Source organism: Nocardiopsis kunsanensis DSM 44524 (genome assembly GCF_000340965.1).
Taxonomy (GTDB): Bacteria; Actinomycetota; Actinomycetes; order Streptosporangiales; family Streptosporangiaceae; genus Nocardiopsis; species Nocardiopsis kunsanensis.
Map to the genome: position 1 here is coordinate 33,114 of NZ_ANAY01000026.1, position 26,603 is coordinate 59,716.

Sequence of the window (26,603 nt, forward strand, 5' to 3'; positions counted from 1 at the left end):
GCGAGTAGCTGGAGGACCGCTACAGGATGTGGCGGTAGAGCCGCGACCGGTTCAGGGCAGCGGACGGGGTGGGAGTCGGACCACCATGTGCGCGCTGGTGATCAGCTTCTCCGCGATGCCCCCACCCAGGCAGGTGGCCAGTACCTCCTTTCCCGACGCACAGGCGATCCAGGAAGCGTCGGCCCGAGAGACGAGCCGGTCGACAGCGTCGATCAGCGCGCCCCGGCCCGCGGCCATCACCGACTGGATCATGGGCTCCTCCACGACGCGTTCCGTGGTGACTCCGACCCTGTTGTCGACCCGGTCGGTGAGGTCGTCCATGAAGGTGACCCGAGTGCCGACCTCGAAGTCCCTCGGCTTGTAGTCGTTCCCGTGGACGAGGTCGTGGGACTCGTGCACGCTGATGCCGTTGGGCGGGTATCCGGCGTCCAGGATTCGCTTGAGCATGGCGTAGGCGTGGTGGGTCTTACCGCTCCGGACCGGCCCCAGGAGCAGGATCCGTGTCGTGGCGCCGCTAAGCACTGAGCCGCACCACTGATCTGCCTCGGCCAGTGTGGTGGTGGCGTCGGCCAAGCGCGGAGGGATGACCGTCACCGGGGTCTCCTCAGAGGTCGGGATCGACGTGGCAGTGCGGCGGCCAGACAGTTCCGGCACGTGCTTGTACAGGGTCGAGCGGGACACCCCGAGCAGACGGGCGATCGAGGACACCGAGTTGTCGGGGCGGCTCAGCAGGTCGCGGGCGTGACGGACCTGCTCGGGGGGCATGGCCGGGGCCGGCCCAAGCGTTTCCCGGCGGCGCGGGCGGCGTCGAGTCCTTCGTGGGTGCCCTCGACGATGAGTTCGCGGATGAACTCGGCCAGTGCGGCGAAGACGTGGAAGACCAGGCGCCCGCCCGGGATGGTGGTGTCCAGGGCCTCGTGCAGGGAGCGGAAGCCGATCCCTGCACGGCGCAGGTCCCCGACCAGGGTGATGAGGTCCTGGAGTGAGCGGGCGAGCCGGTCCAGGGCCGGGACGACCCCGGAAGCCCGTCGCCCTCGTGGCGCACTGCACAGAAGAAGCTCCCCTCCATTGTGTACATTTGTACTTGTACATCTGTACTGAATGAAGGGTGATCGCATCATGCCGCTCCTGACCACAGCCTCCCCGCCACGCCGGAACAGCGGATGAGCGCGCGCAAGGACCCCGAGGGCCGCCGCCGGTCGATCGTTGGAGCCGCTGTGCAGGAGATGACCGAGCACGGCCCGGCCACCTTGACCCACCGGCGGGTCGCTGAGCGCGCGCAGGTTCCGCTGGGGGCCACCACCTACTACTTCGCCACCCTGGACGACCTGCGAAGGGCCGCCTTGGAGTCCATCGCCGCGCAGAACGAGGAGGACCTCGAAGAGATCGCGGCGGCCATCACCGCCTGCGGGGGATCTCCAGAAGGCATCGCCGAGCAGTTGTGCCTCTACCTGGCCGACCGGGACCGGGTGCTGGCGGAGAACGTCCTGTACTTCGCGGGAGTGCACCAGCCCGACCTGAGGCCGCTGTCGCGGCGGTGGGTCCACGGCATGACCACGATCCTGTCGAACCACACCTCACCGGCAGCGGCCCGGGCAACGGCGGTGTACATGGACGGCGCTGTCCTGTACGCCCTGCTCAACGACACCCCCCTGGACCGGGCAGAGCTGACTGCGGCGATCACCGCGCTGATGAACACCGACCCGAAGGACGCCACGTGAGCACTCTGGACCCGGGCCCCACCGCCACCACGGGCCACCTGTCCGCACGACGCCGCTGGAGCGCGCTGGCCGTGCTCTCGGCCAGCCTCCTGGTGGTGGTCATGGACATGACCATCCTCAACGTGGCCCTGCCCGAGATGACCGCGGCGCTGGCGCCGAACTCCGCCCAGCAGTTGTGGATCGTGGACGTCTACGCCCTGGTCCTGGCCGGGCTGCTGGTCACCATGAGCACGCTCGGCGACCGATGGGGCCGCAAGAGGACCCTTCTCGCGGGCTTCGCGATCTTCGGCGGGGCCTCCCTGCTGATCCTGGTCGCCGAATCCGCGGAGGCGGTGATCGCCGTGCGCGCCCTGCTGGGTGTGGGCGGGGCGATGATCATGCCCCTCGACCCTGTCCATGATCCGCAGCATGTTCACCGACCCCGGCGAGCGCGCCCGCGCCCTGGGGGTGTGGTCGGCGGTCGCGGCTCTGGGTGCGGTGGTGGGCCCGATCGTGGGCGGGTTGCTGCTGGATTACTTCTCCTGGCACTCGGCGGACCGCCCTCACGGTTACTTTGCCCCTCGCCGTAGCACCGGGAGAACCACCCCAGGTCAGCCGGCCACCGCTACCCGCTTGGCACGCAACAACCACAAGAACGCCGCCGCCGACAGCATCGCCGCACCAGCCATCACCACGGACATACTCACCAACGACGCCTCCCCCGTCGACGTCAGACCGGCCAACGCGGCCACACCACCACCCATCGCGAACTGCAACGACCCCATCAACGCCGAAGCCGTACCCGCCACCGCAACCGGCTGACCGTCCAGAGCCGTCACCGTCGCATTCGGCATGATGAAACCGACGCTGAACATCATCACCGCCAACAACCCCACGGTCATCCACAACGTCGACACCCCCGCCAACGACAACACCGTCAGCACCACCACCGCCGACAACGCCGAAGACAACCCCGAACCCAACCGCCGCAAGGTCTCCACCCGACCCACCAAAAACCCGTTGAGCTGCGTACCCGCCATCATCGCCAACGAGTTCACCGCGAACAGCCACGCATACGTCTGCGGCGAAGCACCGAACTCCTGCTGGGAAACGAACGAGAACACCGACACATACGTGAACAGCATCCCGAAGCTCAACCCCAACGTCAGCACCGGACTCAGGAACCGCGGCTGACGCACCAACCGCCCCACCGTCACAGCCAACTCACCCGGCCCACGCCGCACCCGCTCAACCACAGGCAACGACTCCGGCAACCACAGCAACGTCACCACAAAACTCAGCGACGCCATGCCCGCCAGCACCCAAAAACTCAACTGCCAGGGCCCCACCAACAACAACTGCGCACCCAACAGCGGAGCCAACAACGGCGCCAACATCATCACCAACGCCAACCGCGAGAAGAAACGCACCGCCTCGTCCCCACGGAACAAGTCACGCACCACCGCACGAGCGACGACCGCACCGGCAGCACCCGCCATCCCCTGGACGAACCGCAATACCACGAACACCGTCACGTTGGGCACGAACACACACAGCACTGAAGCCACTGTGAACACGGCGATCCCCACCAACAACGGACGCCGCCGCCCCAACGCATCGCTCATCGGTCCGATGATCAACTGCCCCAACGACAACCCCAACATCATCGAGGTCAACGTCAGCTGCACCTGCGCCTCAACCGTCCCCAGATCCTCGGTGATCTGCGGGAACGCAGGAAGATACATGTCAGTGGCCAGCGGACCGGTCGCAGTCAGCAGACCCAGCACCAACACCAGAAGCACGACCGACCGACGCGACCTCGGACGGACGACAGAGGACTCAGGCCCCTCCTGCTCTTCAGCAACCGAGCCGGGGGAGTTCGGGGACCGCACAGGCACTCCAGTTCACATGTGATGAGACAAGGCCGGCACACACCCTCTGGGAGCGCATCCACCGACGGGGGACCACTCCATACCAACACCCTCACACCAGAATGACTGCCCCATACCGAACGGAAAGAGTGTGAACTCCATTACTCGGACGAAACACACCATGACCGCACGCCCCACCCCGACACAACAGTGGCGGCGGGCCACACCCGCCGCCACGAACACCCGCACGAAGGCCTCAGCGCACCAACCGCTCCAACAACCGACCCACCTCGGCCTCCGGATCCTCGGTCAACCCACCATGGATCGGCCCCGGCTGCACGATCGTGCTCCGCGGAGCCGTCAGCCACCGGAACCGCTGCCCCGGCTTCTCACGCCCGGCAGCCCCCGCCTCGACACCACCACGGCACATCACAGCCACCGACTCCAGGGACCGGCGTACACCCTCCACGTCCAGCCCAGGAGCCAGAGCCGACAAACGGGCCTCGTCCAGATCCCACCGAGCCGCCAGGAACGCCTGCTCCTGCGCATAGACGATGACCCCCGCGTTGACACACTCACCCCGCTCCAGGCAGGGCACCACACGCAACAGGGCGTACTCGTACACCACCCGGTCACGGTCCTCCCCGACCCGGCCGGTCACCACCGCATCGCTGTAACGCTGCACCCGACTCACTGCGCCACCTCCGGCAACCAACGGCGGTCGAAGACCCGCGCGAGCAGATGCCGCACATAGGCCTCACGCACCTGGTCCGCGGAGTCGAACCCGGGTTCGTCCACCAACCACTCCTCAGGCACCAGCCCCACCACATCACGCAGCAGATCCTCGGTCAGCAACGGAGCCAAGGCGGCGTCGGCAGCGGCCAGGTCCGGCGAGGAATCGATCAGCACATGGTCCTCGGCCTCATAAGGACGGGTGACGAACCGATCGGCGTTGGCCCAACTGTGGTGGAAGATCAGCGTCGCCCCGTGGTCGATCAGATAGGGCTTCCCGTGCCAGACGAGCATGTTCGGGTTGCGCCAGGACCGGTCGACGTTGCCGACCAGGGCGTCGAACCACAGGATGCGGCCGGCCAGGTCCGGACCGACGTCGAAATGGAGAGGGTCGAAAGCCAGAGCACCGGGCAGGAAGTCCATCCCCAGGTTCAGCCCCCCACTGGACCTGAGCAGAGCCTGGACCTCCTCGTCGGGCTCACTGCGCGCGATGACGGCATCGAACTCCACCTGCGCCAGTTCGGGTACCGGCAGCCCCAGGGCACGGCCCAACTCACCGGTGACGACCTCGGCGACGAGTGTCTTACGTCCCTGGCCGGCGCCGACGAACTTGACCACGTACATCCCGAGGTCGTCGGCCTCCACCAACCCCGGGAGCGATCCTCCTTCGCGCAGCGGCAACACGTACCGCGTGGCGATCACCTTTTTCAGCACGCCGACCAGCTTAAGCACTCCCGCCTCTGCTGTTGTCGGCCGCGGCCGCCCCAGGTCGGGGTTGCGAACGGCCTGGGAGGTCCGGCACGAGCCGGAACGGCCGCAGGTTCTTGCTGTCGATGCGCTGCTCTCCTCTTCTCCCCAGGAACGGAATGCATGACCGCAGGCTGGGTTCCTGCCACCCGACCCACCACAGGGGCCGCAAGAGAATCCTGAACGCGTTCCAGCCCCACAGGCTCAAGACCCCGGGTAGTACACAGCGGAGCGGGAGGAGGGAAGTGTGCGGCGTAGCCGCACGCGAATGATGCTGTGATGCTTTTCGAAAGAAAAGTTCGGCCACCTTTATGCTGTAGATCTACAGTCCGGAATGCGCAAAATTCTGCAACAGGAAGGTCACTCTGTCAAGGGGATGCAATCCACCTTTCAAGAGAGCACAAAAAAGCCTGTGACCAGGGGCAACGCGCTCACGTCGCCAGGACCACGAGCTCGAGGGGCACCCTGTTCCCCTGTCCGGCCGCCCCCGAAAAACATCAGAGGTTGTCCTCCGGACGGTCCCCCCACCCCTCTCCCTCACCGGGCGTGGGCGAGTGCGAGGGCGTCTCCGGCTCCTGCGACTGCCCCTCCCCCGGTGACGGGCTCGACTCCGCGTCGGCCCCGCCCATCTCCTCGGGCGGAGGAAACTGCAGCATCCACCAGAAGAGCAGGGTGATACTCAGCAGGAGCACCAACAGCAGCACGGCCAGTGCGAGGACGAGCCACCAGTTGCCCGGACCCGCCCCAGCCCCGCTGCCCCGGCCCCCGCCCCAGAAGGGCCAGCGCACCGCTCCGACCGACTCCCCCGACCAGTGCGGCATCACCACCGGGCCCGAATCCACCACCGGGCCGCCCTGGCCGGCCCTGCGCAGGTAATCCCCCGCCCCCGGGCCCTCCTCCCGGCGCTCCACCGCCACCCACAGGGGCGCGCGCCCGCGCGTGCGGGCCGAGAGCACGTCAGCACCCTCCTCGACCGTGTCCACGAACCGCTGCCGTGCCCCCGGGTCGATGCCGGCCCCGGCGTTGAGCACTGCCACCTCGACCTCTGCACCCGTGCTGTCACGGCCCAGATAGACCACCCCGAGCGAAGAGGTCTGCAGACGCCCGTGCAGACGGTAACCACCCAACTGGGTCGGGTCGGTCTCCTGCAGATCCGACGTGGGACCGGTCATCTCGCGCCCCCTCTCGCGCTCACCCGTCCACTCTCGCCCCGGCGTTGTCCACCCTTCGCACATCGGGTCGAACGGGTAGTGTCGCCACCACAGGTGGTGATCCACACCCTATTCGTGTCCCTCCTCAAATGGGATACCCAGTCGGGAAGGTGGAACATGGCAGATACCGGCAACGGCTCCGCTTCCTCCTCGGGTGCCGAGAGCGCACCGGGAGAGCCGACCAGACTGCTGCGAGCGGCCCTGCAGGAGGTCTCGACGGTCATCGTGGGCCAGGAGTCCATGGTGGAGCGGTCACTGATCGCTCTCGTCGCCCAGGGGCACTGTCTCATCGAAGGGGTTCCGGGCATCGCCAAGACTCTGGCCGTGTCGACCTTGGCCAAAGTCACCGGAGGTTCCTTCGCCCGGGTGCAGTTCACCCCGGACCTGGTTCCCTCCGACATCGTGGGGACCCGCATCTACCACCCCTCCACCGAGCGTTTCGACGTGGAGCTGGGGCCCGTCTTCGCCAACTTCGTCCTGGCCGACGAGATCAACCGGGCCCCGGCCAAGGTCCAGTCGGCGCTGCTGGAGGTCATGGCCGAACGCCAGGTCTCCCTGGGCGGCACCACCTACACCCTGCCCTCGCCCTTCATCGTCATCGCCACCCAGAACCCGGTGGAGTCCGAGGGTGTCTACCCCCTGCCCGAGGCACAGCGCGACCGCTTCCTCATGAAGGTCGACGTGGGCCACCCGCGCGCACACGAGGAGATGGAGATCCTGCGGCGGATGTCGGCCACCCCGCCCACCGCGCACCAGGTCCTGGACCCGGTGACCCTGAGTGAGCTGCAGGCCGACGCCCAGAGGGTCCACGTGCACCAGCTCATCTCCGACTACGTGGTCCGCCTGGTCATGGCCACACGGGAACCGGAGAACTACCAGATGCCGGACCTGCGCCAAGTACTGGAGGTGGGTGCCAGTCCGCGTGCCAGCCTGGGCCTGGTGGCCGCCGCACGGGCGCTGGCACTGCTGCGCGGGCGCGACTACGTCCTTCCCGACGACGTGCGCACGCTCGCGCGCGATGTGATCGCCCACCGTCTGGTACTGACCTTCGACGCCCTGGCCGACGGCATCACCGCCGCTCAGGTGGTCGAACGGATCCTGTCGACCGTGTTGGCACCGCGGGTGATCTGGGACGAGCCACCCAGCGGGGAGAGCGCCTCCTTCGCCCCCTCGAGGTGAGCGGCATGAACCCACCGGCGATCGGTACCGACCCCAGGCTGCGCGCGGCGCTGCGCCGCCTGGACCTGAAGATCGTGCACCGGCTGGACGGGCTGCTGCACGGTGAACACCTGGGGTTGCGGCTCGGTCCGGGTTCGGAGACGGCCGAGGCACGCCTGTACCAGCCCGGCGAGGACGACGTCCGGCACATGGACTGGGCGGTGACCGCACGCACCGACGTCCCGCACGTACGCGACATGGTTGCCGATCGGGAGCTGGAGAGCTGGACCCTGCTGGACCTGTCGCCGAGCATGGACTTCGGCACGGGCGCCCGTTCCAAGCACGAAGTGGCCGTGGGGGCGATGGTGGCCGCCAACCTGTTGACCCAGCGTGTGGGGGACCGGTTCGGGGCCCATTTTCTGCACCGGGGCACGATCCGGCGCTGGCCGGCCCGTTCGGGCAAGGAGGCGCTGCTGTCGCTGTTGGCGACGGTGGCCGCCGCACCCACCGGTGACGTGTACGAGCCCGACCCGGATCGGGCCACGCTGGCCGACGCGCTCACCGACCTGGCGCGTACGCGGCGCCGGCGGGGACTACGGGTGGTGGTCTCCGATTTCCTGGACACTCCGGCCTTCGGGGGCGAGGTGGCGTGGGAGCGCCCGTTGCGGCAGTTGTCCTCCCGCCACCAGGTGCTGGTCGTGGAGGTCCTGGACCCTCGGGAGTTGGATCTGCCCGAGGTGGGGGACGTACCGCTGCGCGATCCCCGCACAGGGCGTGTGCGCGACGTACGGCTGACCCGAACGGTGCGTCGGCGTTACCAGGAGGCGGCCGCGGCCCAGCGCGAGGCCGTCAGCGGTGCGCTGCGGCGTTGCGGAGTGCACCACATGCAGTTGCGTACCGACCAGGACTGGGTCCTGGACATCGCACGTTTTGTTCTCCACCAGCGACGCACCGCCCACCACTTGGCCCGGCACACCCCGGGGACGCCGCGGTGAGCGCTGGTGGAACGAGCACGGCCCGAACGAAGCACGGGGGGCTCCGGCCATGACCTTTCTCGAACCGCAACGGCTGTGGTGGCTGTTGATCGTGGTCGCGGTGGTGGCCGCCTACGTGCTGGTCCAGCGCCGACGGCGTCAGTACACGGTGCGTTTCACCAACCTGGAACTGCTCGACCAGGTGATACCGAAGCGGCCCGACGTGCGGCGCCATGTTCCACCGGCGCTGTTCGCGGCAGCGCTGGGGGTGTTGGTGACGGCGCTGGCCCAGCCGGCGATGCCGGTGGAACAGCCGCGGGAGCGGGCCACGATCATGGTGGCTGTGGACGTGTCGTTGTCGATGGCGGCCGACGACATCGAACCGGACCGGTTGGCGGCGGCCAAGAAGTCGGCACAGGGGTTCGTGGAGACGCTGCCCGAACGGTTCAACGTGGGGCTGGTGTCCTTCTCCTCCACAGCGACGGTGGTCTCCTCCCCCACCCACGACCACCAGGCGGTGCTGTCCTCGATCGAGAACCTGCAGTTGGGGCCGGGTACAGCCATCGGTGAGGGGGTGTTCGCGTCCTTGGGGTCGATCCGGGGCTTCGACGAGGAGTCGGAGGAGAACCCTCCGCCGGCGGCGGTCGTGCTGCTCTCGGACGGTGAGAACACCAGCGGCCGCGACATCGCCCAGGCCTCGACGGTGGCGGCCGAGGAGGAGGTTCCGGTCTCCACGATCGCCTTCGGTTCGGGGGCGGCGATGATCGAGATCGACGGCTACCAGGTGCCGGCCGACATCGACAAGGAGGCGCTGCAGGGGCTGGCCGATGACACCGGTGGGCACTTCTACGAGGCCGAGAGCGAGAAAGAGCTCGACCAGGTCTATGAGGACATCGGCTCGTCGCTGGGCACCGAGGTCGTGCACGAGGAGGTCGTCACACGTTTCGTGGTGGCCGCGATCCTGTTGTTCCTGAGTACCGCGGTGACCTCACTGTTGTGGTTCCAGCGCATACCCTGACCGGTCGGCGTGCCCCGGCCCGGCGCGGTCCGCAGGGCCGGAACGGGGTCCGTGTCCGCGTGCGGCGTCGGCTTTCCTGCCACGGCCGCGGCGTGGATAAGCTGCCCCGCGGAACGTGACGCGGGCCGAACGCGCCTCGGGCGCCGTTGCCGTCCCCCTCCCACGTGTGCGCATCCGAAACAGGGAAAGATCCGTGAGCACCGACACCACCGCCCCCGCCGGCTTCTTCGAGCGCGTCGACGAGCACCGCTTCAAGCCCACCCACCATGCGCAAGGCGCGTGGCAGGCCGAGGACCACCACTTCAGTCCACTGGCCGGTCTCATCGCCCACGCCATCGACCGCCACCTGGACCAGCGTCCGGGCCACGGCCTGACCCTGGGCCGTATCAGCTATGACATCCTCGGGCGCCTGGCCTTGGAGGAGTGCGAGGTCAGCGTACGGACCCTGCGTCCGGGCCGCACCATCGAGCTCCTGGAGGCCGTGGTCACCATCGCCGAGCGTCCGGTGGTCAGGGCCCGTGCCTGGCTCCTGGCCACCGCAAACACCAGCGCGGTGGCCGCCGCCCCCGAGCCGCCGCTCGACCCTCCCGAGTCGTTTCCCAGGTGGCCGATGCACGAGCTGTGGCCGGGCGGGTACATCTCGTCCATCGACGTGCGCAGGAACGCGTCCGCGCAGGCGGGGCGCGCCACTGCTTGGATCTCGGCCCGCGTGCCGTTGCTGACCGGCGAGCCCGTCAGCCCTACGGCTTCCTTCCTGGCTCTGGTGGACACCGCCAACGGCATCGCCGTGCAGCAGGAACCCGCCGAATGGATGTTTCCCAACCTGGACCTGACCGTGCATCTGCACCGCCGTCCCGAGGGTGAGTGGACCGGCCTGGACACCACCGCCACTTTCGGCCCCGAGGGGCAGGGCCTGACCAGCAGTGTCCTGCACGACGTGCTCGGTCCGGTCGGGCGGGCCGAGCAGATCCTCACCGTCCGTCCCATGCCGTCGGCGCACTGAGCACCGCACGGACGCGGACCGGCTCCGGTGCTCCTGCTCGGAGCGGCTCCGGACCCGGCCCTGAACAGGGAGAAGGCCCAAGGAGAGGATTCTCACCCCGGCCCCGCCCGGACATGTCCCCCATCGTCCCGGCCACCTCTGGGAACAGGGCGGTCCGGGCACCGGTGAGCTGGGCTTTCATCTGATCCGGCGGGCACCCGAAAAGCGCCCGGCACACGTTGTGTACTAGCGTTGCAATGTTTTGTCCTGCCCATCCATAGAGGAACGATGCCGAACAACCCCGCACCCCCGGCAGCGATCTGCTTCGATCTGGACGACACTCTCATCGATGACGCAGGCGCGTCCTCGGCGGGTTTGCGCGCGGTCATGGAGCGGATCGGTCACCCCGACTTCGGTGCCGCACGCAGCCTGTGGGACGTCCAGACCGAGGTCTCCTTCGGTGCTTTTCTGCGCGGAGAGCTGAGCCTGGACCAACAACGCCGCGAACGGATCCGGGCCCTGGCCGTGCAGGCCGGGCACTCGGAGATCTCCGACCACCACTGCGACGAGCTCTACCGTCTCTACCTGGAGGCACACCAGAGCTCCTGGCAGGCCTTCAGCGACGCCCACACCGCTCTGCAGGCCCTGGGAGCATCCGGTTTCCGCCTGGGCGTGGTGACCAACGGGCCGGAGCAGCTGCAGTACCCCAAGCTGCAGAGCATGGAACTGATCGGTTACTTCCACACCGTGGTGTGTGCCGACACCGCGGGCGCCGGGAAGCCCGATCCCCGCATCTTCGAGGTCGCCGCCCAGCGTCTGGGTGTGGACCCCGCCGACTGCTGGCACGTGGGCGATCAGGTCTCGGCCGACGCCGTGGGTGCCGTGGCCTCGAGGATGCGCCCGGTCATCATCGACCGCCAGCGCCGTCCCGTGCCCGAGGGGCTGACCACCATCGGGTCGCTCGACGAGCTGCCCTCCATGCTCGGGGTCGTCGGCCCCGCCCCCGCGGGGACACTGTGACGTCCCGTCCCCTTGGGGGGGGACGACGCGGCGGGTGACCGCTCACCTGGTCACCTCGGGCGCGCACGGGCCCGAGCTGCGTGGTGAGCGGGTGCTGTTCGGCCAGGACCCGGCCGCGTTGCTGCGTGAGCGCAACGGTCTGGCGTCCCGGACCCCGTTGGCCGTCGTGGACGTGATCACCGAAGTGGTGCCGCGTCCGGGCGGCCATCGGCTGCACATCGACCGGGTCGTCTTCGCCGAGCCCGCTCACCGCCACGCCTGGGCCGAGTTGGCCGGGTCGGCGGACCTGTTGCCCGGGCCGGCGGAGTTGATCGCTGAGGAGGAGGTGGAGGCGGACGGGAGCGAGCGCCCGCGTCTGCGCCGGTTCGCCTCCTACGGCATCGTCACCGACCCGGCCGGGCGCCTCATGCTCAGCCGGATCGCCGAGGGGTTTCCCGCAGCCGGCACCTGGCACCTGCCCGGCGGGGGGGTCGACGACGGGGAGGACGCCCGCACGGCGCTTCACCGCGAGGTGCTGGAGGAGACCGGTCAACAGGGTGTGGTCGGTGAGCTGATCACCGTGGCGAGCCACCGGCGGGCCGTGCAGACCGGTACCGACGTCTATGCCGTCTGGGTGTTCTCGCACGTGTTCGTGCCCGAGCCGGTTCCCGCGCAGGTGCTGGAGACCGACGGTTCCACCTGCGAGTGCGGGTGGTTCACCCCCGAGGAGGTCTCGGGGCTGCACCTGTCCACGACCGCTCGGCGCGGGCTGGAGTTCTTGGTCGGCCACCACCCCTGATCGGGGCCGTGCAGCTTCAGTTCGGGCGGTGGTCGAGGCGGTCGCGCACCCACCACAGGCACATACCGGCACCCAGGACCACCGCCCCCAGCCCGACCACGGGCAGGGGCAGGCTGCAGACCAGCACCACGCAGCCCACGAGTCCGCCCAGGGGCGCCAGTAGGGGCGGCCGGTTCTCGTCCGGGCCCAGGCGCAACGCCGAGGCGTTGGTGATGGCGTAGTAGACCAGCACTCCGAAGGCCGAGAAGGCGATGGCCGAGGTCAGGTCACCGACCAGGATCAGGACGATGACCACCCCTGCCACGGCGAACTCGGCGCGGTGGGGTACCCCGAAGCGTTCGTGCACGCTGCCCAGGGCGCGGGGCAGGTGCCCGTCGGCCGCCATGGCTGCGGTGGTGCGCGAGACGCCCAACAGCAGGGACAGCAGCGCGCCCAGGCTGGCCACGGCGGCGCCGGCGGCCATGACCGGTACCAGCATGGGCAGGTCCGACACCAGGACTGCGTCGACCAGGGGGGCCTCGCTGGTGATGAGGCGCTCCCGGCCGAGCACGATGAGCAGTCCGGTGCCCACGACCATGTAGACCGCGAGCACGGTGGCCAGGGAGATGTTGATGGCGCGGGGGATGGTGGTGCGCGGTTCGCGGACCTCGGCGCCCAGGGTGGCCACGCGTGCGTAGCCGGCGAAGGCGAAGAAGATGAGCGCGGCCGAGCCCAGCAGTCCGAAGGAGCCGGGCCAAGGGCCCAGGCCCTCGACCTCGGCCACGGCGGCGAGGCGTCCGCTGAGCAGCATGGCGACCACGGCCGCCGTCAGGGTCGCCAGTACTGCCAGCACCAGGGTCTTGACCACCAGTGTGGAGCGCCGGATGCCGCGGTAGTTGAGCGCGGCCATGGCCACGACCGCGGCCGCCGCGGCGGGTTTCTCCCAGCCGGGCAGCACGTAGTGGGCGAAGGTCAGGGCCATGGCGGCGCAGGAGGCGATCTTGCCCACCACGAACGCCCATCCGGCCAGGAACCCCCACAGTTCGCCCAGGCGTTCGGTGCCGTAGACGTAGGCTCCGCCCCACTCGGGGTGGCGGGCGGCGAGCCGTGCCGAGGAGACGGCGTTGCAGTAGGCGATGAGTCCGGCGATGGCGATGGCGACCGGGAGCCAGGCCCCGGCCCCGAGCGCTGCCGGGGCGAACACCGAGAACACCCCGGCACCGAGCATCGCGCCCGTGCCGATGGCGGCGGCGTCGATGGTGCCCAGGCTCCGGTGCGGCCTGGCCTGCGATCCGGAAGAGGTGGTCAACGGGGTCTCCTTGTGTGGTCAACCCCGGGGCGTTCCTCCGGGGCGGCACCGCACTCGTCCCGTTCCGGCCGGGCCGGTCGGGGCCTGTGTGGTGCCTCGTGCCCGTGGGTGGGTGTGGCGGGTCCGTCTTTCCGAGTGTGCCCGATGCGGGTGACCGGCAGGTGCGGACACCGCGTCCTGCAGGTGTCGGGGGTTCGACGCCGGTGCCGACGGCGCGGGTCGGGGCCGTGGACATCGGTGGGAGGGTGCCCGGCCCTCCGGGGCGGGCACCCTCCCGGTGCTGTGTGAACGCCCGGCGCGCTCAGGTGGGGCGCCAGGGGTTGCCTGTGTTGTCGTTGATGTCCTCGGCTGCGACCTGCCTGAGTTGTCGTGAGAGGTCGGACAGCGCACGTGAGACGGCCAGTTCCTCGCCGATCTCGGGTGCGTCGAAGTCGTACGGGTGCTTGCGTGCCATCCCGTGCCCGCGCAGTGCGGTGCCGTCGTCGGCGATGAGGCCGACCTCGGCCCAGGTGTGTGCGCTCTCGCCCTCGCTCTCCTCGGCGACGACGACGTCGACGTCCCAGCGCTTCATCGTCTGCATGGCATCGGCCCCCTCACGAGTGGCGGAATACTCCTGTCTCCATCTTCCTCATAATCACGGACATTCCATCCGTGTTGGCAGTTCGTTTCCGCACCGCTGTGAGGTTTTTGTCCGGGTGGGCCACCGTGGAGGTGCTGGTAGCGTCGCTGCGTGGCCCAGCACTACTTCGACCCCGATCCCGACAGCGCCAGCCGGCCCGCGACCGCCGACCTGGTCCTGCCCGATGTGCACCTGCGTCTGTACACCGACCGCGGGGTCTTCTCCCCCGACAAGGTCGACCTCGGCACTCGCGTCCTGCTGGAGAGCGTGCCCGCCCCTCCCGCGGACGGGCGCCTGCTCGACCTGGGATGCGGATACGGCCCCATCGCCCTGACCATGGCTTCCCGAGCACCGCAGGCCCGGGTCCTGGGTGTGGACGTCAACGCCCGCGCCGTGGCACTGGCCCGCCACAACGCCGCCGAGCACGGCCTGGACCACTCCCGTTTCGCCGTCGTGGCCCCCGAGGCAGGGCTCGCCCTCGACCAGGGCCCGCTGCCCGAGTCCGTGCCCGAGCCCACCGCCGAGGAGCTCCGGGGTCCTTTCGAAGCCCTGTGGTCCAACCCGCCCATCCGCGTGGGCAAGGCCGTGCTGCACGGAATGCTGCGCACCTGGCTGGGCCGCCTGTCCGAGGAGGGCACCGCACATCTGGTCGTCCAACGCCACCTGGGGGCGGACTCCTTGCACAAGTGGCTCACCGGCCAGGGCTGGCGCGTGGAGCGCACCGCCTCCCGTGCCGGTTACCGCGTACTGGCCGTGCGACACGGCAAGCACTGATCAGGGAGGCGCCGTGCTGGTGTCCGCCTTCACAGATGCACGCCGCCCACCTGCCCGGTAACCTGTTCCACACATTTTCGTCGTCGGTACTGCCGACAACCTGATCCATCGAGGAAGCGTTGAGCTCGCAGCTGCGTCCCACGGACGTCAAACGCCTGAACCGCCAATGGCGCAGGCGCACCGAGGGGCGGCTCGCCCTTCTGGTCGAGTCCGTCACCCAGCCCTTCAATCTGGGGTCCATCCTTCGTACCTGTGCCACTTTGGGCGTGGACCACCTCTGGCTCACCGGCAACAGCGCCGACCCCGAGGACCCCAAGGTCGGCAAGACCGCGCTGGGCACCGCCGCCAAGGTCGACCACACCCGCCTGGCCACCACCGGTCAGGCGCTCGAGGCCGCCCGCGCCGACGGGTTCGAGGTCGTGGCCCTGGAACTGGCCAAGAACGCCGTGCCCCTGCACGCGGCCCCGCTCGAGGGCGATGTGTGCCTGGCGGTGGGCGCTGAGGACCACGGCTGTTCCCCCGCCCTGTTGTCGGGGGCCGACGCCATCACCTACATTCCTCAGATCGGTCGGGTCGGATCGCTCAACGTGGCCGTGGCCACCGCGATCGCCCTCGCCGAGATCCGCCGCCGCGAATGGTCCGGCTTCGGCGACGACGCCGACGCCCCCGTCGGCAGCTGAAGGGGACGTACGGGAACTTTTCGTTCGTCTCTGGCGTCCTTGTCTTCACATGACCCACTCCGGTCGCACACCCGACGCGCTACGGCGCAGAGAGAGGAACAGTGGATCCGTCTCGAAGTACCAGCAGCATCCCTGCGGGATGCTGTGACCCCGAGTCCGACGAGCCCCCTTCTTGGAAGGGCACGCACCGAGACCCTGACCCCGCCGGACACGGGGTCCTCCCCCGCATGGCGGTGCGTGCCCGATGACGAGCACTGTCCTGGGTACCGTCCTCGGCGCCCTGGTGGTCTTCCTGATCACCGTCCTGACCGGCTACTTCGTCGCGCAGGAGTTCGGCTACGTGGCCGTGGACCGTTCGCGGGTCCGCGCCCGTGCCTCGGCCGGTGACACCGGCGCCCGACGTGTACTGAACATCACCAAGCGCACTTCGTTCATGCTCTCCGGTGCCCAGCTGGGCATCACCGTGACCACCCTGCTGGTGGGTTACGTCGCCGAACCGATGATCGGTGAGGGCGTGGGAGAGCTCCTCGGCGTGGCCGGGGTCCCCCCAGGAACCGGCCTGGCGATCGGTATCGCCCTCGCCATGCTGTTCTCCACCGTCATCCAGATGGTCTTCGGCGAGCTCTTCGCCAAGAACCTGGCCATCGCCCGGCCCGAGCCGGTCGCACGCTGGCTGTCGCTGTCCACGCAGCTCTACCTCAAGGCCTTCGGACCGGTCATCTGGCTGTTCGACCAGGCCTCGATCCGGTTGCTCAAGCTCGTGGGCATCACCCCGGTCGAGGACGTCCAGCACGCGGCGACCCCGCGTGACCTGGAGAGCATCATCGCCGAGTCCCGCCAGAGCGGCGACCTGCCCGCCGAGCTGTCCACCCTGCTGGACCGCACCCTGGACTTCCACGAGTCCACCGCCGGGCACGCCATGATCCCGCGCCCGGAGGTCACCACGGTCGAGGTCAACGAGCCGGTCAGCCGGGTCGTGGAACTCATGGCCTCCGACCACTCGCGTTTCCCGGTCCTGGGCGAGGGCGTCGACGACATCGTGGGCGTGATCTGCCTGCGCGACGTACTGACCCTGGAGGAGCGCGACCTGTCGGGCATCGAGGTCCAGGAGGTGGCCCGCGAGACCATCATGGTCCCGACCTCGCTGCCCCTGCCCTCGCTCCTGGACCGCTTGCGCGAGGCCGGTGAGGAGTTCGCCTGCGTGGTGGACGAGTACGGCGGTCTGGCCGGGGTCGTGACCACGGAGGACCTGGCCGAGGAACTGGTCGGCGAGATCGCCGACGAGCACACCCCTGAGGAGGAGTCCCCCGCTCCCCTGGACGGGGACGGCAGCTACCTCATCCCTGGGGCGCTGCACATCGACGAGGTCGAGCGTCTCATCGGCCACGACCTGCCCGAGGGCGACTACGAGACCATAGGCGGGCTGGTCATCCACGAGCTGCACCGGCTGCCCCGTCCGGGTGACGGTGTCGACCTGGTTCTGCCGCGTCCGGCCGGCGCCCACGAGGGCGACCCGGACATGGCTCTGACGATGGTGGTCAACACCGTCCAGCGCCACGTCCCCCACACTGTGGAACTGCAGTTGCACGAGATCGAGAACGGTTCCCAGGAGGTGCGGGCATGAGTGACATGAACATCTGGCTGGCCCTGGGGCTGACCGTCCTGTTCATCGCGCTGAGCGGCTATTTCGTGGCGATCGAGTTCGCTCTGGTGGCGGCCCGCCGCTACCGGCTGGAACAGGCCGCGCACACCAGCGCCTCGGCCCGGGCGGCGCTCAAGAGCGCCCGTGACCTGTCGTTGCTGCTGGCCGGTTCGCAGTTGGGCATCACCCTGGCCACGCTGGCCCTGGGCGCGGTCTCCAAACCGGCCTTCCAGAACCTGTTGGAGCCGCTGTTCGGCGGGCTGCCCGGTGCGGTCGGCTACGTGCTCTCGTTCACGTTCTCGCTGATCATCGTGACGTTCCTGCACCTGGTGGTGGGTGAGATGGCGCCCAAGTCCTGGGCGATCTCGCATCCGGAGAAGTCGGCGACGCTGCTGGCGATCCCGATGCGGGCCTTCATGTGGGTGACCCGCCCGGCCCTGGTGATGCTGAACGGCATGGCCAACTGGTGCCTGCACCGGTTCGGGGTCCAGGCGGTGGACGAGCTCTCCAGCGGCCACAACCCCGAGGACGTGCGCGAGCTGGTCGACCACTCGGCCAAGGCCGGGGCGTTGGAGCCCGAGCGCCGCGACCAGCTGGCCACGGCGCTGGAGGTCAACTCCCGGCCACTGAGCGAGATCGTCACCCCGCGCGAGGAGATCGCCTGGGTACACCCCGAGGACGGCGTGGAGCGCATCAAGCAGGTCTCTCGCGAGTCCACGCACCTGCGTCTGGTGGTGGCCGAGCAGGACGAGGACGTGGCGGTGGGGGTGTTGCACGTACGGGAGGCGCTGACCAGCCCTGCCGGCACCACCGCCGCGGACCTGATGCGCCCGGTGCTGACGCTGCCGGCGACCACACCGATGTACTCGGCGATGAGCATCATGCGTGACAGCCGCAGCCACCTGTCGTTGGTGGAGCGCGACGGCGACCTCATCGGCCTGGTCACCCTGCAGGACGTCCTCGACCGCCTGTTGCTGCTGGAGACAGCGGTCTGAGGTAGGAGCGGCCCGTTGCCGGCAGAAGGGGTGGAGGGGATCCGTGTGGTCCGCCTCCGCCCCTTCTTCCTGTCGGGGCCGTGTCGGCCGGGGAGAGCGTTCCTCCGGGCGGGCTCCGCCCCGGCTCTCCCGAGCACAGCGAAGGGCCGGGCACGCCTGGGCGTGCCCGGCCCTTCGACCGGTGCGGGTTCCTAGGCGGCCTTGGCCGTCAGGTTCACCTCGATGTTGCCGCGCGTGGCGCGGGAGTACGGGCAGTTCTGGTGTGCGTCCTCCACCAGCTTCTCGGCGGTGGCCTGGTCGACGCCGCCGATGGTCACGGTCAGGTCCACGGCGATGTCCAGCCCGTCATCGGACTTGCCCAGGCCGACCTGTGCGTCGACGGTGGACTCACCGATCTCGGTCTTGGACTCACGGGCGACCTTGCGCAGGGCCCCGTGGAAGCAGGCGCCGTAGCCCACGGCGAAGAGCTGCTCCGGGTTGGTGCCGGGACCGTCGTCGCCGCCCAGCCCCTGGGGCACGGACAGGTCGACCTCGAGACGGCCGTCGTCGGTCTTGCCGTGGCCCTTGCGGCCCTCGCCGGTGACGGTGGCGTTCGCGGTGTACAGGGTCTGTGCCATCAGTGCCTCTCTCGGCCCTCGACGGGGCCTTGTCTCGTCGGTGTGTTCGGGATCCTGCCCGGGCCGGGTACGTTCTTCCCGGCCCTCCACCGCGCGGGTGACCGCGTCCAGGCTCTCCCTCAGGACACGGGCCCGTTCGGTGGACAGTTCGGTGGCGCACAGCAGGGCGTCGGGGACACTGTGTGCGTGCTCGCGCAGACGGGCTCCGTCCTCGGTCACGGCGACCACGACCACCCGTTCGTCCTCGGCGGCGCGCTCACGGGTGAGCAACCCGGCCCCCTGCAGGCGGCGCAGCAGGGGCGAGAGTGTGCCCGAGTCCAGGTGCAGGGCGCGGCCGAGCTCCTTGACGGTCAGGGAGCCGCGTTCCCAGAGCACGAGCATGACCAGGTACTGGGGGTAGGTCAGCCCCAGATCCTCCAGAAGCTCCCGGTAGAGCCCGGTCAGGGCCCGGGAGGCGGTGTAGAGGGAGAAGCACAGCTGGTTGTCGAGCGCGAGCTGGTCGGTCCCGGTGTCCTCGGTCACGGCCTACCCCCTCTCCCTGGATCCTCTCCCACGTTAACAAAACCCGATCGCGCCCAACAAGGTTGTGGGCAACCTTGTTGGGCGCGGCGGCCCCCCGCCTCCACGGCGGAGGGCCCGGTGGTCCGGTCAGAGGAAGCGCACCCCCTGGGCCAGTGGCAGCTCGCCCCCGTAGTTGACGGTGTTGGTGGCTCGGCGCATGTAGGACCTCCAGGCGTCCGAACCCGATTCGCGCCCGCCGCCGGTGTCCTTCTCGCCCCCGAAGGCACCACCGATCTCGGCGCCCGAGGTGCCGATGTTGACGTTGACGATGCCGCAGTCCGAGCCCGAGGCCGCCAGGAAACGCTCGGCCTCGGCCTGGTCCTGGGTGAAGACCGCCGAGGACAACCCCTGGGGCACGTCGTTGTGCAACCGCACCGCCTCGTCGAACGTGCGGTAGGTCAGCACGTACAGGATCGGCGCGAAGGTCTCCTGGCGCACGACGTCGGTCTGCTCGGGCATGCGCACCACGGCCGGCTCGACGTAGTAGGCGTCGGCGGCCTCCTTCTCCAGGCACCGCGCACCACCCACCAGGATCCGGCCGCCCTCGGCCTCGGCCTGCTCCAGGGCCGACCGCATCGCGCTGTGTGCGCGCTCGGCCACCAGCGGCCCCACCAGCGTCTCCTCCTGGTAGGGGTCTCCGATGCGTTCGCGCAGTTGCCCGTAGGCGTCCACGACACGCTCGACCAACTGGTCGACGACGTCCTCGTGCACGATGAGCCGCCGGAGCGTGGTGCAGCGCTGTCCTGCCGTACCGGCCGCGGCGAACACACTGCCGCGCGCTGCCAGGTCCAGGTCGGCCGAGGGTGTGACCACCGCCGCGTTGTTGCCACCCAGCTCCAACAGACAGCGGCCCATACGCGCGGCCACCTTCGGCGCCACCGTGCGGCCCATGGCGGTGGAACCGGTCGCGGACAGCAGCTCCACCCGCTCGTCCTCGACCAGGGCCTGGCCGACGTGTGCATCACCCAGTACCAGCCGGTGCACGTCGGCGGGGGCGCCCACGTCCTCGGCGGCGCGCTGGAGCAGGGCGTGGCAGCCCAGCGCCGTCAACGGGGTCAGTTCCGAGGGTTTCCACACCACCGTGTTGCCGCACACCAGCGCCACACAGGTGTTCCACGACCACACCGCCACAGGGAAGTTGAAGGCGCTGATCACACCGACCACGCCCAGCGGGTGCCAGGTCTCCATGAGCCGGTGGCCGGGCCGTTCCGAAGGCATGGTGCGCCCGTACAGCTGTCGGGACAGCCCCAGAGCGAACTCGCAGATGTCGATCATCTCCTGGACCTCGCCCAGGGCCTCGGAACGGATCTTGCCGACCTCGATCGTCACCAGCTCGGCCAGGTCGGCCTTGTGCTCGCGCAGCAGCTCACCGAAGCGGCGCACGAGCTGTCCGCGCTCGGGTGCGGGGGTGTCGCGCCAGGTGGAGGCGAAGGTGTCCTGGGCCGTGCCCACGACGCGACCGACGGACTCGGGGGTGTCGTGCTCGAGGGGGAACAGGTTCTGCCCGGTGATGGGGGTGCGGGCCGTGCCGGCCGCTCCGACCGGTTCGGGCAACCGGGCCAGGCCGCACCGCTCCAGGGCAGTACGCGCCCGCTGCGCCAGGACTTCGGTCTCGGGGAGGGCAGCAGTCTGCATGTGTTTCTCTCTCCGTTGAGAGGGACGGCGGTCACACCACACCCTGCCAAGTCCGGGGCCGCCGGTCCAGACCTGGGCCCGCACACCTGGATCTCCCCTCTGCCCCGCCCGGAGCCGCGTCCGGCCGCGCGCCGGGACCCCGGCGGCGTTAGGCTGGTTACCCGGACATGCAGGGCCGCCCGTGCCCCGACCGACCCCCCCCCTCGACCCCGCTCCCGACACCAGTCTGTGACCCGTGTACCACGACACCACGCCCGAAGAGGCCCGCGCCGGCCTTCCCGAGCCCCGTCGGCTGTTGGCCCGTTCCGGTTTCGCCGCGGCCGAGCCCCTGTTCACCGCCGACCTGGGGGACGCCCGGGACTTGAACCAGGCCCGCGAGGTGGTGGCTGCGCACGGGTCGCGCCTGTGGACCGAGGCCACCCGGACCGGAGTGGACGAACTCGACGACCGTCCCCTGTACTGGGCCCGGCTGGTTCTGGCCTCGCGGCTACGCGCCTGGCGGCCCTCCTTCCCCCTGGAGGCCGGCCGGCGCGCTGAGCTCATGCGGGTCCTGGAGGTGGAGTCGCGCGGGATCACCGACCTGGACTTCCCGCCCGGGGAGCGGTGGGTGCGCGTGGTCGTGACCGGCTTCGACCCCTTCCGGTTGGACGAGGACCCGGCCGGCTCCAACCCTTCCGGGGTCGCGGCCCTGGACCTGAACGGATGGACCTTTCCCGTGGGACGCCGTACCGCTGTGGTACGCACGGCGATCTTCCCGGTGCGCTGGGACGACTTCGACGAGGGTCTGGTGGAGCAGGCCCTGGCCCCCCGGTACGGGCGTGCCGAGGCGGTTCTGACCCTGAGCCGCGGCCGGTCGGGCCGTTTCGACCTGGAGGTGTGGAACGGGGCCCGGCGCGGTGGCGGGGCCGACAACCTGGGGGTGCGGCGCAGCGGTCCCGTCCCGGTCTCCGAGGGCCCCGAGTGGACCCGTACGTCGCTGCCCACCGGGGAGATGGTCGAGGCCGCCCCGGGCCCCTTCCCCGTGGTGGTCAACACCCACGTGGCCGAGGGCGATCCCGAGGTCGAGCGGCCCGGGGGCCCCACCCGGGGATCGGTGGCGGTGCGCGGTGGCGGCGGTGACTACCTGTCCAACGAGATCGCCTACCGAAACACTCTCCTGCGGGACCGCAGCGGCCACGACCTTCCGGCCGGACACGTGCACCTTCCCGAGGAACAGGGCCCGGAGGTGCTGGCCCAGACCCGCGCTCTGGTGGCGGCGGTGGCCGGGGCGGCCCTGCCCCGGTGACCCACGTGAGCTCTCCTCGACACACGGCCCTGTTCCCGGGGCCGGACCGGTTCTGATGCCTGTTCCTGGTCCGCTGGGGCCGGTCGTCCGTGCAGAACGGCGGGGGGCCTCCGCCCGAAAGGCCGCTGTGCGGGGCCTGTGGCCTTCCCCGGCACCAGGTCCCGGTCCTGGGGAAGCCGGAGACCGGAACACCGAAGATCCGACAAGTCGGAAATTTCTCAGGCAATGGATCACCCAGGGTAGCCAATTGATCGCATAGGATTCACACCCCCTGCCCCTGCTCCGATATGGTCCCCCCGTGATCGACACCTCACTGCGCCGAAAGCTGTCCGTCACCGCCGCCGCCTGCCTGCTCCTGACCCCGGGCTGCCAGGGCCTCGAGGAGGAGAGCCCGCCGCCCGCGGAAACGATCCGGCTTCCACTGGACTCCTTCTCCGGGGTCGAGGTCGAGTCCGCGACGGTCGGGGCCGGGCACAGCACCGTGAGCTACCGGTACCCGAGTGTGTCCGCCTCGCACCCGCTGATGCTGGAGATACGCACCGGGATGGCCGAGCGCCGGACCGAGTTCCTGGAGGGGCTGCCCGACAAGGGCAACCCCGAACTGCAACAGGACACGAGTTTCCTGGCCGTCTCACCACAGGTGGTGGGCGCCCGGGTCACCTCCGAGACCTCCTCCGGTGTCCAGAACGACGTGGAGAGCCGGACCCTGTGGTACGACGCGTCCTCGCAGGAGGTCCTGCCCTGGACGTCCGTGTTCTCCGACGAGGCCGCGCTGGAACAGGCTCACCTGTCCGTGGCCCGTGTCCTGCAGGAGGAGTACGACGTGCCCCTCCAACAGCTGCCCGGGCTGCTCGGTGAAGTCGCTTCCCGCGCCGACGGGTCGCAGGCCACCGAGGAGGCCGCCGCCGAGGAGGAGAACCCCTCCTCCGGGGGGAACCAGGAGATCTCCTCACCCGAGGAGGAATCGCGCGACCTGTCCGATCCCGAGCAGGCCGCCGAGGTCGCCGAGGCCTGGGCCGGGTCCCCTCTGGAGGACCTGGCTTTCAGCGCGGCCGGGGGCATGGCCGTGAACATGGCCCCGGGCGAGGTCCCCGGGGTCTCCGGCGGTGAGGAGCTCGTGCTGCCGGTGGATGCCGAGTCCGTCGAAGGGTTCATGTCCGAACTGGGCTTCGCCGCCCGCGACGCGGCCCTGGACAACCATTCCCAGGACGGGACGGAGTTCCCTCTGGGCGGCTCCTTCCCCGAGGAAGGAATCAGCATGGACTGCGCGCGCCTGAAGTGTGTGGCGCTGACCTTCGACGACGGCCCCGGCGAGCACACCGGCCGGCTCCTGGACGACCTGGCCGAGTACGACGCCCGGGCCACCTTCTACGTTCTGGGCCGGCTGGTGGACGAGTTCCCCGAGGTTCTGCAGCGCATGGACGCCGAGGGCCACGAACTGGGCAACCACACGTGGAAACACGACGACCTGGCCGAGATGTCGGCCGAACAGGTGCGCGAGGACATCACCCGCACCAACGAGGCCGTACAGGAGGTGACCGGCTCGGAACCGGCCACGATCCGCCCGCCCTACGGGTCGTTGAACGAGACCGTCAGCGGCGCGGTCGAGCAGCCGCTCATCCTGTGGGACGTCGACACCCATGACTGGCAGAGCCGGGACAGCGGCAAGATCGCCGAGCATGCCCTGTCGCACTCCGAGACCGGCAGCGTCGTACTCCTGCACGACATCCACGAGCAGTCGGTGGAGGCCGTACCGGAGGTCCTGGAGGGCCTGCACGAGCAGGGCTACCACTTCGTGACCGTCACCGACCTGTTCGGCCTGGAGGGCATGGACTCGGGCGAGGTACTCACCGACGCGCGGATGGGATGAACCGGGCCCGCAAGGTCCACGCTCCGCACGGCGGTTCCCGGGGAGCGCGGATCTTCCGTCTGCCGCAGGGTTGCTCGTACTCGGTGTCGTGCATCCCATGCAGTGAAGATGAGCACGTACACGGCACAAGAGCCACGCCATCATTTACAGTTCAGGCGTGAACGTTACTCGACCGATACCGAAATTCGGGTTTGCCGCAACCTTCCTCCTGGTGGCCCTTGCCGGGATGCTGCTGGCCGGCCCCGGTGCCGCAACCGCCGATACCTCAGGGGCCGCCGGCACCGCCCAGCGCACCGACGGTGTCCAACTCACCGAAGGGGCACCGGACCAGGACGGCGAGCAGCAGGGGCCCGACTGCTCCGTGGACCGGTGCATCGCGCTGACCTTCGACGACGGCCCCGGCGAACACACCGGCCGGCTCCTGGACACCCTGGACGCACACGGAGCCCGGGCCACCTTCTACGTGCTCGGCTCCAAGGTCACCGACGCCCCCGGGACCGTGGAGCGCATGGCCGATGAGGGCCACGAGGTCGGCAACCACACCTGGGACCACCCGGACCTGACCGAGCTCTCCCAGGAGGAGATCCGCTCCGAGCTCGGACGGACCGACAAGGCCATCGCCGCCGCCACCGGATCCAGGCCCAAGACCGTGCGGCCGCCCTACGGTGCGCTGGACGGGACCGTGCGCGAGAGCGTCACCCAGCCCCTGCTCCTGTGGGACGTGGACACCCTCGACTGGCAGAGCCTGGACGCGGACGCGGTGACCGACGCGGCCGTGGAGGGGGCCACCGAGGGCAGCGTCGTGCTCTTCCACGACATCCACGAGAGCACTGTCGAGGCGATCCCGCACGTGCTCCGGGAACTGTCGGCCCAGGGCTACACCTTCGTCACCGTCGGCGAACTCTTCGACGCACAGGACATGGAGCCGGGCTCGGCCTACAGCGACGCCCGGCTCCGGTGAGGACCCGGCCTCAGAGCATCTTGCGCAGCAATTTCTCCTTGAGTTCGTTGATGGGCGCATAGGCCACCCGCATGGTGTCCATGGCCAACGACTTGTCCAGTACCGACTTCACGTTGGAGAAGGTGTCGATCGAGGCGCGGGAATGGTAATCGCCCATGCCGCTCTCACCCACACCGCCGAACGGCAGGTCCGGCACGGCCAGGTGCGCGATCGGCAGGCCGAAGGCCATCCCACCCGAGGAGGTCTCGGTGGTCAGGCGCCGCTTGGTCTCGGCCGAGTCGGTGAAGGCGTACAACGCCAGGGGCTTGTCGCGTTCGTTGACGAAACGGATCGCCGCGTCCAGGTCGGGCACGCGGATCACCGGCAGGATCGGACCGAAGATCTCCTCGGCCATGACGGGGGTGTCGGCTTCGACGTCGCCGAGCACGGTCGGGGCGATGTAGAGGTCCTCGCGATCGGTCTGCCCGCCCACGGCGACCGTTCCGCTCTCCATCAGGGCGCTGAGGCGTTCGAAGTGGCGCTCGTTGACGATGCGGCCGAAGTCGGGGCTCTTCTGGGGCTGGTCACCGAACATCTCGGTGATGGCGGCCCCCAGTTCCCGCTGCAGTTCATCGGCGGTGTCACCGACGGCCAGCACGTAGTCGGGGGCCACGCAGGTCTGGCCGGCGTTGGTGTACTTGCCCCAGGCCAGTCGGCGGGCGGTGGTGGCCAGGTCCACGCCGGGCTCGACGACGGCCGGGCTCTTGCCGCCCAGTTCCAGCGTCACGGGGGTCAGGTGCTTGACCGCCGCCGACATCACGATGCGGGCCACCGCGCTGTTTCCTGTGTAGAAGATGTGGTCGAAGCGTTCCTCGAGCAGCGCGGTGCTCTCGGGGATCCCGCCCTCGACCACGGCCACGGCCTCGTTGTCGAGGTAGCGCGGCAGCAGTTCGGCCAGGACTCCGGAGGTGGCCGGGGAGAGCTCGCTGGGTTTGAGAACGGCGGTGTTGCCGGCGGCGATCGCCCCCACCAGGGGCGCCAACGACAGGTTCACCGGGTAGTTCCACGGCGCGATGACGAGCACGGTACCCAGGGGTTCGCGGACCGTTCGGGCCTTGGCCGGGGCCAGGGCCATGGGGACACCGACACGCTTGGGGCGCAGCCACGAGGACAGGTGGCGCAGCGTGTGGTCGATCTCGTTGATGACAAAACCGATCTCGGTGGTGTGCGCCTCCACCGGACTCTTGCCCAGGTCCTGCTTCAGGGCGCGCTCCAGGGCCGGACGCTCCTCCACCAGCATGCGGCGCATCCGGCGCAGCTGGGCGCGACGCCATCCGGCGGGTTTGGTGTGTCCGGAGGCGAAGGTGGCGCGCAAACGGGCCACGGTCGGCGGGATGTCGGTGGCCAACGTCAGTGGTTCGCCGGGGGCTTGTGCTCGAGTCATGAACCGATGGTAAACGAAAGTGTTTCGTTTCCAACCCCCTCGCGAGAGCCCGCATAGGATTT

25 protein-coding genes and 2 pseudogenes are annotated in these 26,603 nt (G+C 69.4%); 15 read left to right on the top strand and 12 right to left on the bottom strand.

Features of this window, described 5'->3' with window-relative positions; all coding sequences use genetic code 11:
* Positions 1-51: 51 nt before the first annotated feature.
* Positions 52-765, bottom strand: coding sequence for a helix-turn-helix domain-containing protein (locus tag D456_RS27565; RefSeq protein WP_051049483.1), 714 nt, complete (start codon positions 763-765; stop codon positions 52-54).
* Positions 726-1,121 (bottom strand): recombinase family protein, encoded by a 396-nt coding sequence (locus D456_RS24395; protein WP_239643874.1) that lies wholly within the window; start codon positions 1,119-1,121, stop codon positions 726-728. Before D456_RS24395 ends, D456_RS27565 begins: the two co-directional genes overlap by 40 nt.
* A gap of 42 nt (positions 1,122-1,163) precedes the next feature.
* Here D456_RS24395 and D456_RS0116830 point away from each other — a divergent pair, with 42 nt between their 5' ends.
* Both D456_RS0116830 and D456_RS0116835 read left to right on the top strand, forming a co-directional pair.
* Positions 1,164-1,721 (top strand): TetR/AcrR family transcriptional regulator, encoded by a 558-nt coding sequence (locus D456_RS0116830; protein WP_017577351.1) that lies wholly within the window; start codon positions 1,164-1,166, stop codon positions 1,719-1,721.
* 101 nt (positions 1,722-1,822) lie between these two features.
* Positions 1,823-2,255 (top strand): annotated as a pseudogene (locus tag D456_RS0116835) (MFS transporter); the annotation flags it as partial.
* 56 nt (positions 2,256-2,311) lie between these two features.
* Here D456_RS0116835 and D456_RS0116840 read toward each other — a convergent pair.
* The 4 genes from D456_RS0116840 to D456_RS26915 form a co-directional block, all read right to left on the bottom strand.
* A complete protein-coding gene (locus D456_RS0116840) occupies positions 2,312-3,592 on the bottom strand; it encodes a multidrug effflux MFS transporter (protein ID WP_051049484.1) in 1,281 nt (426 codons plus the stop codon).
* Positions 3,593-3,827: 235 nt separating this feature from the next.
* Entirely contained in the window at positions 3,828-4,265 is a 438-nt protein-coding gene (locus tag D456_RS0116845) for a DUF3037 domain-containing protein (protein WP_026115955.1), read from the bottom strand.
* Positions 4,262-5,017: a HipA family kinase gene (locus tag D456_RS0116850; protein WP_017577354.1), complete on the bottom strand. Its 756-nt coding sequence runs from the start codon at positions 5,015-5,017 to the stop codon at positions 4,262-4,264. The genes D456_RS0116845 and D456_RS0116850 overlap by 4 nt, the downstream gene beginning before the upstream one ends.
* Positions 5,018-5,547: 530 nt before the next feature.
* Positions 5,548-6,222, bottom strand: a complete 675-nt coding sequence (locus D456_RS26915; RefSeq protein ID WP_017577355.1) for a hypothetical protein — start codon at positions 6,220-6,222, stop codon at positions 5,548-5,550.
* A 156-nt stretch (positions 6,223-6,378) separates the two neighbouring features.
* On the opposite strand from D456_RS26915, the gene D456_RS0116860 reads away from it, so the two are divergent.
* The 6 genes from D456_RS0116860 (at position 6,379) to D456_RS0116885 (ending at position 12,191) form a co-directional block, all read left to right on the top strand.
* Positions 6,379-7,440: an AAA family ATPase gene (locus D456_RS0116860; protein WP_017577356.1), complete on the top strand. Its 1,062-nt coding sequence runs from the start codon at positions 6,379-6,381 to the stop codon at positions 7,438-7,440.
* Between the two features lie 5 nt (positions 7,441-7,445).
* A complete protein-coding gene (locus tag D456_RS0116865; protein ID WP_017577357.1) occupies positions 7,446-8,414 on the top strand; it encodes a DUF58 domain-containing protein in 969 nt (322 codons plus the stop codon).
* Between the two features lie 49 nt (positions 8,415-8,463).
* Positions 8,464-9,411: a VWA domain-containing protein gene (locus D456_RS0116870; protein ID WP_017577358.1), complete on the top strand. Its 948-nt coding sequence runs from the start codon at positions 8,464-8,466 to the stop codon at positions 9,409-9,411.
* Between the two features lie 193 nt (positions 9,412-9,604).
* Positions 9,605-10,414 (top strand): thioesterase family protein, encoded by an 810-nt coding sequence (locus tag D456_RS0116875; protein ID WP_017577359.1) that lies wholly within the window; start codon positions 9,605-9,607, stop codon positions 10,412-10,414.
* Between the two features lie 267 nt (positions 10,415-10,681).
* Positions 10,682-11,413: an HAD family hydrolase gene (locus D456_RS0116880; protein ID WP_017577360.1), complete on the top strand. Its 732-nt coding sequence runs from the start codon at positions 10,682-10,684 to the stop codon at positions 11,411-11,413.
* Between the two features lie 34 nt (positions 11,414-11,447).
* The gene (locus tag D456_RS0116885; RefSeq protein WP_017577361.1) at positions 11,448-12,191 is read left to right on the top strand and encodes an NUDIX hydrolase; all 744 of its coding nucleotides are present in this window, start codon (positions 11,448-11,450) and stop codon (positions 12,189-12,191) included.
* A gap of 16 nt (positions 12,192-12,207) precedes the next feature.
* Here D456_RS0116885 and D456_RS0116890 read toward each other — a convergent pair whose 3' ends face one another.
* Both D456_RS0116890 and D456_RS0116895 read right to left on the bottom strand, forming a co-directional pair.
* Positions 12,208-13,479 (bottom strand): APC family permease, encoded by a 1,272-nt coding sequence (locus D456_RS0116890; protein WP_017577362.1) that lies wholly within the window; start codon positions 13,477-13,479, stop codon positions 12,208-12,210.
* A 301-nt stretch (positions 13,480-13,780) separates the two neighbouring features.
* Positions 13,781-14,059, bottom strand: a complete 279-nt coding sequence (locus D456_RS0116895) for a DUF1876 domain-containing protein (RefSeq protein ID WP_017577363.1) — start codon at positions 14,057-14,059, stop codon at positions 13,781-13,783.
* Positions 14,060-14,209: 150 nt separating this feature from the next.
* On the opposite strand from D456_RS0116895, the gene D456_RS0116900 reads away from it, so the two are divergent.
* The 4 genes from D456_RS0116900 to D456_RS0116915 all read left to right on the top strand — a co-directional run bounded on the left by D456_RS0116900 (position 14,210) and on the right by D456_RS0116915 (position 18,189).
* Positions 14,210-14,872 (top strand): class I SAM-dependent methyltransferase, encoded by a 663-nt coding sequence (locus tag D456_RS0116900; RefSeq protein WP_017577364.1) that lies wholly within the window; start codon positions 14,210-14,212, stop codon positions 14,870-14,872.
* A gap of 119 nt (positions 14,873-14,991) precedes the next feature.
* Positions 14,992-15,552, top strand: a complete 561-nt coding sequence (locus D456_RS0116905; RefSeq protein WP_017577365.1) for a TrmH family RNA methyltransferase — start codon at positions 14,992-14,994, stop codon at positions 15,550-15,552.
* 244 nt (positions 15,553-15,796) lie between these two features.
* Positions 15,797-17,176 carry a hemolysin family protein gene (locus D456_RS0116910; protein WP_017577366.1) on the top strand — a complete coding sequence of 460 codons (1,380 nt, stop codon included), beginning with the start codon at positions 15,797-15,799 and terminating at the stop codon, positions 17,174-17,176.
* Positions 17,173-18,189: a hemolysin family protein gene (locus D456_RS0116915; protein ID WP_017577367.1), complete on the top strand. Its 1,017-nt coding sequence runs from the start codon at positions 17,173-17,175 to the stop codon at positions 18,187-18,189. Before D456_RS0116910 ends, D456_RS0116915 begins: the two co-directional genes overlap by 4 nt.
* A gap of 191 nt (positions 18,190-18,380) precedes the next feature.
* Here D456_RS0116915 and D456_RS0116920 read toward each other — a convergent pair whose 3' ends face one another.
* The 3 genes and pseudogenes from D456_RS0116920 to amaB form a co-directional block, all read right to left on the bottom strand.
* Complete coding sequence (locus D456_RS0116920) at positions 18,381-18,806, bottom strand: organic hydroperoxide resistance protein (RefSeq protein ID WP_026115956.1); 426 nt, start codon at positions 18,804-18,806, stop codon at positions 18,381-18,383.
* 258 nt (positions 18,807-19,064) lie between these two features.
* Positions 19,065-19,187, bottom strand: a pseudogene (locus D456_RS28060) (MarR family transcriptional regulator); the annotation flags it as partial.
* A 267-nt stretch (positions 19,188-19,454) separates the two neighbouring features.
* Positions 19,455-21,002, bottom strand: a complete 1,548-nt coding sequence (gene amaB / locus D456_RS0116930; RefSeq protein ID WP_017577369.1) for an L-piperidine-6-carboxylate dehydrogenase — start codon at positions 21,000-21,002, stop codon at positions 19,455-19,457.
* A 235-nt stretch (positions 21,003-21,237) separates the two neighbouring features.
* On the opposite strand from amaB, the gene D456_RS0116935 reads away from it, so the two are divergent.
* The 3 genes from D456_RS0116935 to D456_RS0116945 all read left to right on the top strand — a co-directional run bounded on the left by D456_RS0116935 (position 21,238) and on the right by D456_RS0116945 (position 25,118).
* A complete protein-coding gene (locus D456_RS0116935) occupies positions 21,238-22,287 on the top strand; it encodes a C15 family peptidase (RefSeq protein WP_017577370.1) in 1,050 nt (349 codons plus the stop codon).
* Between the two features lie 298 nt (positions 22,288-22,585).
* Entirely contained in the window at positions 22,586-24,157 is a 1,572-nt protein-coding gene (locus D456_RS0116940; RefSeq protein ID WP_017577371.1) for a polysaccharide deacetylase family protein, read from the top strand.
* Positions 24,158-24,314: 157 nt separating this feature from the next.
* A complete protein-coding gene (locus D456_RS0116945; RefSeq protein WP_239643876.1) occupies positions 24,315-25,118 on the top strand; it encodes a polysaccharide deacetylase family protein in 804 nt (267 codons plus the stop codon).
* Between the two features lie 10 nt (positions 25,119-25,128).
* On the opposite strand, the gene D456_RS0116950 is transcribed toward D456_RS0116945, so the two are convergent.
* Positions 25,129-26,541, bottom strand: coding sequence for an aldehyde dehydrogenase family protein (locus tag D456_RS0116950; protein ID WP_026115957.1), 1,413 nt, complete (start codon positions 26,539-26,541; stop codon positions 25,129-25,131).
* Between the last annotated feature and the right edge of the window lie 62 nt (positions 26,542-26,603).